The following is a 7881-nucleotide window of genomic DNA, read 5'->3' as shown; positions in this document are numbered from 1 at the left end:
GGGGGGGGGGGGGCGGGCGCGGGGGCGCGCGCGCGCGCGGGCGGGGGCGCGGGGGGGCGCGGGCGGGTGGACGGCGCTGCACAACGGCGCCCGCGGCAGCGGCAGCCAGGACGGCGCGTCAGGTTCCGCCCCGCCGGGCACCGGTACGTCCCCGCCCGCGAGCGCCCCGGCGTCCGGCGGCTCGTCCGCGCCCGCCGGCGACGGCCGCCTGCCCGCGCGCTACGTCGGCACCTGGAAGGGCACCATCACCACCCGGATCGCGCCGCTGCCCAGCACCTTCGAGGTCCGGTTCACCGCCGGCCGGGTCGGCGAGGCGGTCGGGCGCACCGCGAACGCCTCCGCCTTCGACGACACCGTCTGCCACGGCGTGCTGACCCTGCTCTCGGTCGACGCCGACCGGATCGAGCTCCAGGAGGAGCCCACCGGCCGCGAGTCCGGCTGCACCGGCGCCCCCGAGCGCCAGACCTACACCGCGGACGGCCACGGCGTGCTGCACCTGCAGGTCTCCGGCGCCCCGCTCGGCTCCGACCCGTCCGGCGACCTGGCGAAGCAGGGGTGATCGGGCGCCGAAAGGCCCTGGCGTAGGCTGGTTCGGTCATGCCGGCCGGGTGCCCCGCCCGTCCAGGGGCGCCCGCCGCAGGGCACTCCCCACGTCGGAAAGAAAGAAGGCCCGCCAGGTGTCCGAGCAGACCGTCGACTCTCCCGCGACCGACCTGCAGGCCGTCCTCGACCGCGCGGCCGCCGGCGGCCGGATCACCCCCGAGGAGGCGCTGGAGCTCTACCGCTCCGCGCCGCTGCACGCCCTCGGCTCGGCCGCCGACGCGGTGCGCCGCCGCCGCTACGCCGGCGTGGAGCACATCGCCACGTACATCATCGAGCGCAACATCAACTACACGAACGTCTGCGTGACGGCGTGCAAGTTCTGCGCGTTCTACGTGCCGCCGAAGAGCGACAAGGGCTGGTCCCGCGACCTCGACGAGATCCTGCGCCGCTGCGCGGAGACGGTCGAGCTGGGCGGCACCCAGATCATGTTCCAGGGCGGCCACCACCCGGACTACGGCGTGGAGTACTACGAGCGGGCCTTCTCGGCGATCAAGGCCGAGTTCCCGCAGCTGGTCATCCACTCGCTGGGCGCCTCCGAGGTCGAGCACATGGCCCGGATCTCCGGTGTCAGCATCGAGGAGGCGATCGGCCGGATCCACACGGCCGGCCTGGACTCGTTCGCCGGCGCCGGCGCCGAACTGCTGCCCGAGCGGCCCCGCAAGGCGATCGCCCCGCTGAAGGAGTCCGGCGAGCGCTGGCTGGAGATCATGGAGGCCGCGCACGGCCTCGGCGTGGAGTCCACCTCCACCATGCTGATGGGCACCGGCGAGACCAACGCCGAGCGGATCGAGCACCTGCGGATGATCCGCGACGTGCAGGACCGCACCGGCGGCTTCCGCGCCTTCATCCCGTACACCTACCAGCCGCAGAACAACCACCTGAAGGGCTCGACCCAGGCCACCGTCTTCGAGTACCTGCGGATGATCGCCATCGCCCGGCTGTTCCTCGACAACGTCGCCCACATCCAGGGCTCCTGGCTGACCACCGGCAAGGAGGCCGGCCAGCTGTCGCTGCACTACGGCGCGGACGACCTCGGCTCGGTCATGCTGGAGGAGAACGTGGTCTCCGCGGCCGGCGCCAAGCACCGCTCCAACCTCACCGAGCTGATCCACCTGATCCGCGCGGCCGGCCGCACCCCCGCCCAGCGCTCCACCACCTACGAGCACCTGCGGGTCCTCGACGACCCGGCGAACGACCCGGTCGACCCGCGGGTCGCCTCGCACATCGCCTCCACCGCGATCGAGGGCGGCACCGCCCACCCGGAGCTGACGATCCTCTCCACCACCTGATGCGGACCCTCCACCGCGCCGCCCTGCTGGTCGCCGACCCGGCCGCCCCGCCGGTCCCCGACGGGGCGGTGCTGGTGGACGGCGACCGGGTGGCGGCGCTCGGCCGCTACGGCGACCTCGCGGCCGCCGACCCCGGCGCCCGGGTCCGCGACTGGCCGGGCCTGCTCGTCCCGGGCCTGGCCAACCCGGCCGGCGCCCGGCTGCTGGAGGGCCGCTACCACCCCGACCCGCGCGAGGAGCTCGGCGCCGAACCGCTCGACGTGCCCGTCTCCGAGGAGCAGCGCGGGGGCTCCGCCCGCCGCGGCCTGCAGCGGATGCTCGGGCACGGCACCACCGCGGTGGCCGGCCCGTTCACGCTGCCCGCGGTCCGGACGGCGGTGGCCCGCTCCGGGCTCGCCGCGCTGCCCGGAGACGGCGCCGACGGCGGCCTCGACCCCCTGGCCGGCCGACCGCTGGCCCAGGCCGTGCACCGGCCGCTCGCGGTGGGCGCACCGGCCGATTTCGCGGTGTTCGCGGCCGGCTCGGTCGAGGAGCTGGAGGCGGCCGGCGCGGGCTGCTGCCTGGCCACCGTGCTGGCCGGCCGCCTGGTGTACCGGCGGCGCTGAGCCCCCGCGGCGGCGGCGGCCTCCGCGAGCGGTACGGGAACCCCGCACAAACCGATCACTTCCCGTCGTGACCTGAGGCCCCGCCAGCGGCTACGATCCCGGACAGTCACTCAGGCGACAGCCTGCCGACGCCCCCTCACCACCGGGCCCCCGACCGGGTGCCCCGTCCGGCCGCCAGGACAGGAACGATGCGACCCGCCACCGCCCCCCGCCCGCCCGCCAAGCGGCTGGGCCGAGGATGGTACGCCGCGGCCGTGCTCAGCGCCGTCCTCGCGCTCGGGATGTGCCTGCTCGGCTGGCGCCAGGCCGACCAGGCGGACCGCATCACCGCCAACCCCGTCCGGGTCGAGGGCACCGTCACCCAGCTCCCCGGCGGCAGCGGCACCTACAGCGAGGTCGGCTACACCGCCGAGGGCCGCCGCCTCACCGCCGCCGACCTGTGGCTGCCGGAGCACGCCAGGGTCGGCGACCCCATCTGCCTGGAGCACGCCGCCGACGACCCGGCCGCCGTGCGGGTCTGCGGCAACCGCTACCCGCAGCCGGTCGGCATCACCCTGGCCCGCACCAGCGTCCCGGTCGCCCTGCTCTGCCTCGCCCTCTGCCTGGCCAGGATCCTGCGCCACCGCCGGGCCAACCCCGCGCCCGCCGCCCGTTCCCGGGTCGGCGCCGGGGTGCTGCTCGCCGCCGAGGGCATGCCCGCACTGACCCACGGGAAGCGCTCGCGCCGCCGCCGGGGCGGCCGCCGCGCCCTGCGGTAGCCCGTTCGCACCCTGACCGGCCGCCGCCGCGACGGCACCGCGCCGCTCCGCGCCGACCTGCGTGCACGGGTGGCCCCGGTCCGCGCAACAATGGGGGCGTGACCCGAGCCTCCCTGGACAAGCAGCCCCACGAAGTCGCCGCGATGTTCGACGACGTCGCGGCCAAGTACGACCGCACCAACGACGTGCTCTCGCTCGGTCAGGCACGGGCCTGGCGGAAGGCGGTCGCCGACGCGGTCGCGGCCGAGCCGGGCCAGCTGATCCTCGACCTGGGGGCCGGCACCGGGACGTCCTCGCTGCCGTTCGCCGAGGCCGGGGCCAAGGTCGTGCCGTGCGACTTCTCCACCGGGATGCTCGCCGAGGGCAAGCGCCGCCACCCGGAGCTGCCGCTCACCGCGGGCGACGCCACCCGGCTGCCGTTCGCCGACGACACCTTCGACACCGTCACCATCTCCTTCGCGCTGCGGAACGTGCAGGACACCGACGCCGCCCTGCGCGAGATGCACCGGGTGACCCGCCCCGGCGGCAAGGTCGTCATCTGCGAGTTCTCCACCCCGACCTGGACGCCGTTCCGCACGGTCTACACCGAGTACCTGATGCGGGCCCTGCCGCCGGTCGCCTCCGCGGTCAGCAGCAACCCCGACGCGTACGTGTACCTCGCCGAGTCCATCCGCGCCTGGCCCGACCAGCCCGAACTCGCCGCCAAGCTGCAGCAGGCCGGCTGGTCCAAGGTCGCCTGGCGCAACCTGACCGGCGGCATCGTGGCGCTGCACCGGGGTTTCAGCGCATAAGCCCTGGCTAGACTGCACTCGCGGCCGGCCGGGTCCCAGCCGACCCGGCACCGCCGTCCGCCGTCCGCCGTCCCAGTGCAGGAGTGTGCCCCCGTGTCCGACACCGCCATCGACCTGAGCGGCACCGTCGAGAGCACCGCCGACGTGATCGTGGTCGGCGCCGGCCCGGCCGGGGCCACCACCGCGTACTACCTCGCCCAGGCCGGCCTGGACGTCCTGCTGCTGGAGAAGACCGCGTTCCCGCGCGAGAAGGTCTGCGGCGACGGCCTGACCCCGCGCGCCACCAAGCAGCTCGTCGACATGGGCATCGACGTCTCCACCGAGAACGGCTGGCTGCACAACAAGGGCCTGCGGATCATCGGCGGCGGCGTCCGGCTGGAGCTGGACTGGCCCGAGCTCGCGTCCTTCCCCGACTACGGGCTGGTCCGCAAGCGCGCCGACTTCGACGAGCTGCTGGCCCGTCAGGCCGAGAAGGCCGGCGCCCGGCTGTTCGAGCAGTGCAACGTCACCGGCCCCGTCCTGGACGAGCGCAGCGGCCGGATCACCGGCGTCACCGCCCGCCTCGGCGACGAGAAGCGCGCCGTCGTCTTCAAGGCCCCGCTGGTCGTCGCCGCCGACGGCAACTCCACCCGGCTGTCGGTCGCCATGGGCCTGCACCGCAGGGAGGACCGTCCGATGGGCGTCGCCTACCGGACGTACTTCACCTCGCCCCGCCACAGCGACGACTACCTGGAGTCCTGGCTGGAGCTCTGGGACACCCGCGGCGGCCAGCGCAAGCTGCTGCCCGGCTACGGCTGGATCTTCGGCATGGGCGACGGCACCTCCAACGTCGGCCTCGGCATCCTCGACTCCTCGCCCGCCTTCGGCGACCTCAACTGGCGCGAGGTGCTGAAGAGCTGGTGCGCGAGCATGCCCGAGGAGTGGGGCTACACCCCGGAGAACATGACCGACCCGATCCGCGGCGCGGCCCTGCCGATGGCCTTCAACCGGCAGCCGCACTACACCCGCGGCCTGCTGCTGGTCGGCGACGCCGGCGGCATGGTCAACCCGTTCAACGGCGAGGGCATCGCCTACGCGATGGAGTCCGGCCAGATCGCCGCCGGCGTCGTCGTCCAGGCCATGGCCCGGGTCACCGACGCCGGCCGCGAGCGCGCCCTGCAGCGCTACCCGCAGATCCTCAAGGACGTCTACGGCGGCTACTACACGCTCGGCCGCGCCTTCGTGAAGCTGCTCGGCAACCCCAAGATCATGCAGATGGCGGCCGAACGCGGCCTCACCCACCCGATCCTGATGAAGTTCCTGCTCAAGCTGCTCGCCAACCTGACGGACCCGCAGGGCGGCGACGCCATGGACCGCATCATCAACGGCCTCACCAAGGTCGCCCCGAACGCCTGAGGCAGGGCCACGGCCCGTCCGGTGAAGGGCCGCTGGACAGGCAGTTCGCCTGGCCGGACAATCGCCCCATGGTGTCAGCAGAAATCGGCACGCGGGCGGCCCGGCCGTCGGAGGCCGAACGGGAACGGGCGCTCGGCGCGCTGCGCGACGGCGTCGGCAGCGGCCGGCTCTCGCACGACACCTTCATGCGCCGCATGGAGCTCGTGCTGGTCGCCCGCACCCGCGCCGAGATCGACGAGGCCCTCAGCGGCCTGCCCGCCGGCGGGCCGCTCTCCCGCGTGCTGCTGCGCGCGGTCGCCGGCGTCTCCGCCTTCCACGTCCGGCTGCGCCGCACCTGGAGCACCCAGCAGCTGCCCGAGCTCGCCCTGCCGCTGCCCGGCCCCAAGCCGCTGGTGATCGGCCGCAACCACGGCAGCGGGCTGCGGCTCTCCGACGCCACCGTCTCGCGCACCCACGCGGAGCTGCGCCACGAGGACGGCGGCTGGGTCCTGCACGACCTCGGCTCGGCCAACGGCACCTACGTCAACGGCCGCCGGGTGACCGGCCCGGTCCGGGTCAGGCCCGGCGACCAGGTGGGCTTCGGCCGGACGTCGTTCCGGCTCAGCGGGGGCTGACCGGCGCGTCCGGGGAGCGGCCGGCCGGGCCCTCCCAGCGCACCTCGCCGTCCTGCAGCAGGCCGGTCGGCCGCAGTCCGACGGCGGCCGCGACCGCCGCCGAGGCGCGGTGGTCGGGGTGGACGTGCGCCACCAGCCGGGCGACGCCCGCACCGGCCAGGCCGGCGGCCAGCGCCCGCGCGGCCTCCACGGCCAGCCCGCGGCCCTGCCAGGGCACGCCCACCACCCAGGCGATCTCGGCGGTGCGCCCGCCGCCGTCGACCGTGGCCTGGACGAAGCCGACCGGCCGGTCCTCGGCCCGCAGCCACAGCGCCCAGTTCCACCACCGCTCGGTCGGGTCGGGCGGCCCGGCCGCCAGCCGCTCGTAGCGGGCCCGCAGCCGGTCGGCGTCCAGCGGCTCGCCGCCGGTGAAGGCGTGCAGCGCCGGGTCGGCGAGCGCCTGCGCCATCGCCTCCGCGTGCTCGGGCCGCAGCGGCGGCAGGTCGAGCCGGGCGGTCGGGGCGAGCCGCAGGTGCGGGGCCGGCGCCGGGCGGAGCTCCGTCACCGGGCCTCCCGGACGGCCTGCGACCGGGCCTCGACCCGGGCGAGCCGCTCGGCGAAGACCGCGCCGGCGTCCGGGGTGAGGGTCCGCAGCGCGATCATCGCCGCCACCATCACGTCGCACAGCTCGTCCTGGACGTCCTGCCAGCTGTGGGTGACGCCCTTGCGCAGGTTGTGCCCGGTCGCGCCGATCACGGCCCGGCCGACCTCGCCGACCTCCTCGGAGATCTTCAGGATCCGCAGCAGCCGCTCCTCGCCCGGCGGCAGGGCGCCGGCCTCGTCCGCCCAGCCGACCAGCCGGTCGATCGTCCCCCAGCTGCTGTCCATGCGGCGGCTCCCCTCTGCGCGGCGGGCTCCCACGGTAGGGCAGCACCGGGGGCCCCGTCGCCACCGGGCCGGCCGGGCCGGCGGGGCGGGCGCGGAAGGCGCCGGTCGGGGCGGGTTTCGTGAGCTTGTGAACGAAGGGTCAAACGCGTGCACCGGGCATGTACCCCGGCGGGTGAGGAGCTATATCACGTCAACCCGGTGCCTCAGAAATTTGCTCCGGCCGCAGCATGATTGATATAGGCGCACGGCCCTGACCAGTCGCTTCAGAAATGAATGCGACCGTTTGTGACCATTCGCCTTCGTTGGGTGGTTAAGCCGTGGCTTGATCCCCTTGGTGATCGTTTGCCGGGTGGCGTAGATCACAAAGATCGTTCAGAACCGCGTGTCGCAGATCACAAGCCGACGGGCATAGGATGCGCTCGATCCGGGCTTTGTGAACTGCCTCACATGGGGTCGATCTCACGGTTCGGATCACCGGATCACCCCAGCGTGACCCGGCAGTTCCTATCTGCAGTCAAGGACGACTGGACGGAGGGAGCGGGGGCTATGAATGCCTACGCGCCGATCCTCGTACTCGGTGCCATCGCGGCGGCGTTCGCGGTCGGCTCCGTCGTGATGGCCTCGCTCACCGGCCCGAAGCGCTACAACCGGGCCAAGTTGGAGGCGTACGAGTGCGGCATCGAACCGACCCCGCAGCCGCTGGGCGGCGGTCGGTTCCCGATCAAGTACTACCTGACGGCGATGCTCTTCATCGTCTTCGACATCGAGATCGTCTTCCTCTACCCCTGGGCGGTCAGCTTCGACGCCCTCGGGATCTTCGGGCTGGTCGAGATGCTCCTGTTCATCGCCACCGTCTTCGTTGCGTACGCCTATGTCTGGCGCCGCGGCGGTCTGGAGTGGGACTGACCGCTGACTTTGTGAACGGGCGGACAAGCCACCGGACTTGAGGGCATTGAGAG

9 protein-coding genes and 1 pseudogene are annotated in these 7881 nt (G+C 74.1%); 8 read left to right on the top strand and 2 right to left on the bottom strand.

From position 1 onward, the window contains the following. The 7 genes and pseudogenes from ACFV0G_RS02665 to ACFV0G_RS02635 all read left to right on the top strand — a co-directional run. A pseudogene (locus ACFV0G_RS02665) lies at positions 1 to 559 on the top strand (hypothetical protein); the annotation flags it as partial. Between the two features lie 118 nt (positions 560 to 677). Next, a complete protein-coding gene (gene mqnC, locus ACFV0G_RS02660; RefSeq protein ID WP_380540417.1) occupies positions 678 to 1892 on the top strand; it encodes a cyclic dehypoxanthinyl futalosine synthase in 1215 nt (404 codons plus the stop codon). Further along, positions 1892 to 2497 carry a hypothetical protein gene (locus ACFV0G_RS02655; RefSeq protein WP_380540414.1) on the top strand — a complete coding sequence of 202 codons (606 nt, stop codon included), beginning with the start codon at positions 1892 to 1894 and terminating at the stop codon, positions 2495 to 2497. The genes mqnC and ACFV0G_RS02655 overlap by 1 nt, the downstream gene beginning before the upstream one ends. Positions 2498 to 2685: 188 nt before the next feature. After that, the gene (locus tag ACFV0G_RS02650) at positions 2686 to 3255 is read left to right on the top strand and encodes a hypothetical protein (RefSeq protein ID WP_380540411.1); all 570 of its coding nucleotides are present in this window, start codon (positions 2686 to 2688) and stop codon (positions 3253 to 3255) included. 98 nt (positions 3256 to 3353) lie between these two features. Continuing rightward, positions 3354 to 4046 (top strand): demethylmenaquinone methyltransferase, encoded by a 693-nt coding sequence (locus ACFV0G_RS02645; RefSeq protein ID WP_380540408.1) that lies wholly within the window; start codon positions 3354 to 3356, stop codon positions 4044 to 4046. Between the two features lie 93 nt (positions 4047 to 4139). Then, positions 4140 to 5441, top strand: coding sequence for a geranylgeranyl reductase family protein (locus ACFV0G_RS02640; protein ID WP_380540405.1), 1302 nt, complete (start codon positions 4140 to 4142; stop codon positions 5439 to 5441). Positions 5442 to 5509: 68 nt separating this feature from the next. Then, complete coding sequence (locus tag ACFV0G_RS02635) at positions 5510 to 6055, top strand: FHA domain-containing protein (protein ID WP_380540402.1); 546 nt, start codon at positions 5510 to 5512, stop codon at positions 6053 to 6055. On the opposite strand, the gene ACFV0G_RS02630 is transcribed toward ACFV0G_RS02635, so the two are convergent. Together ACFV0G_RS02630 and ACFV0G_RS02625 are read right to left on the bottom strand one after the other, a co-directional pair. Continuing rightward, a complete protein-coding gene (locus ACFV0G_RS02630) occupies positions 6042 to 6599 on the bottom strand; it encodes a GNAT family N-acetyltransferase (protein WP_380540399.1) in 558 nt (185 codons plus the stop codon). The genes ACFV0G_RS02635 and ACFV0G_RS02630 overlap by 14 nt on opposite strands. Then, complete coding sequence (locus ACFV0G_RS02625) at positions 6596 to 6922, bottom strand: MazG-like family protein (protein WP_380540396.1); 327 nt, start codon at positions 6920 to 6922, stop codon at positions 6596 to 6598. The genes ACFV0G_RS02630 and ACFV0G_RS02625 overlap by 4 nt, the downstream gene beginning before the upstream one ends. 546 nt (positions 6923 to 7468) lie before the next feature. Here ACFV0G_RS02625 and ACFV0G_RS02620 point away from each other — a divergent pair. Beyond that, complete coding sequence (locus ACFV0G_RS02620) at positions 7469 to 7828, top strand: NADH-quinone oxidoreductase subunit A (RefSeq protein ID WP_095873518.1); 360 nt, start codon at positions 7469 to 7471, stop codon at positions 7826 to 7828. Positions 7829 to 7881 lie beyond the last annotated feature (53 nt).

The organism is Kitasatospora sp. NPDC059571, assembly GCF_042735675.1.
In the GTDB taxonomy this organism is placed as follows: Bacteria; Actinomycetota; Actinomycetes; order Streptomycetales; family Streptomycetaceae; genus Kitasatospora.
Note: the sequence above shows the minus strand (reverse complement) of the source record. Positions and strands in the feature narration are given on the sequence as shown.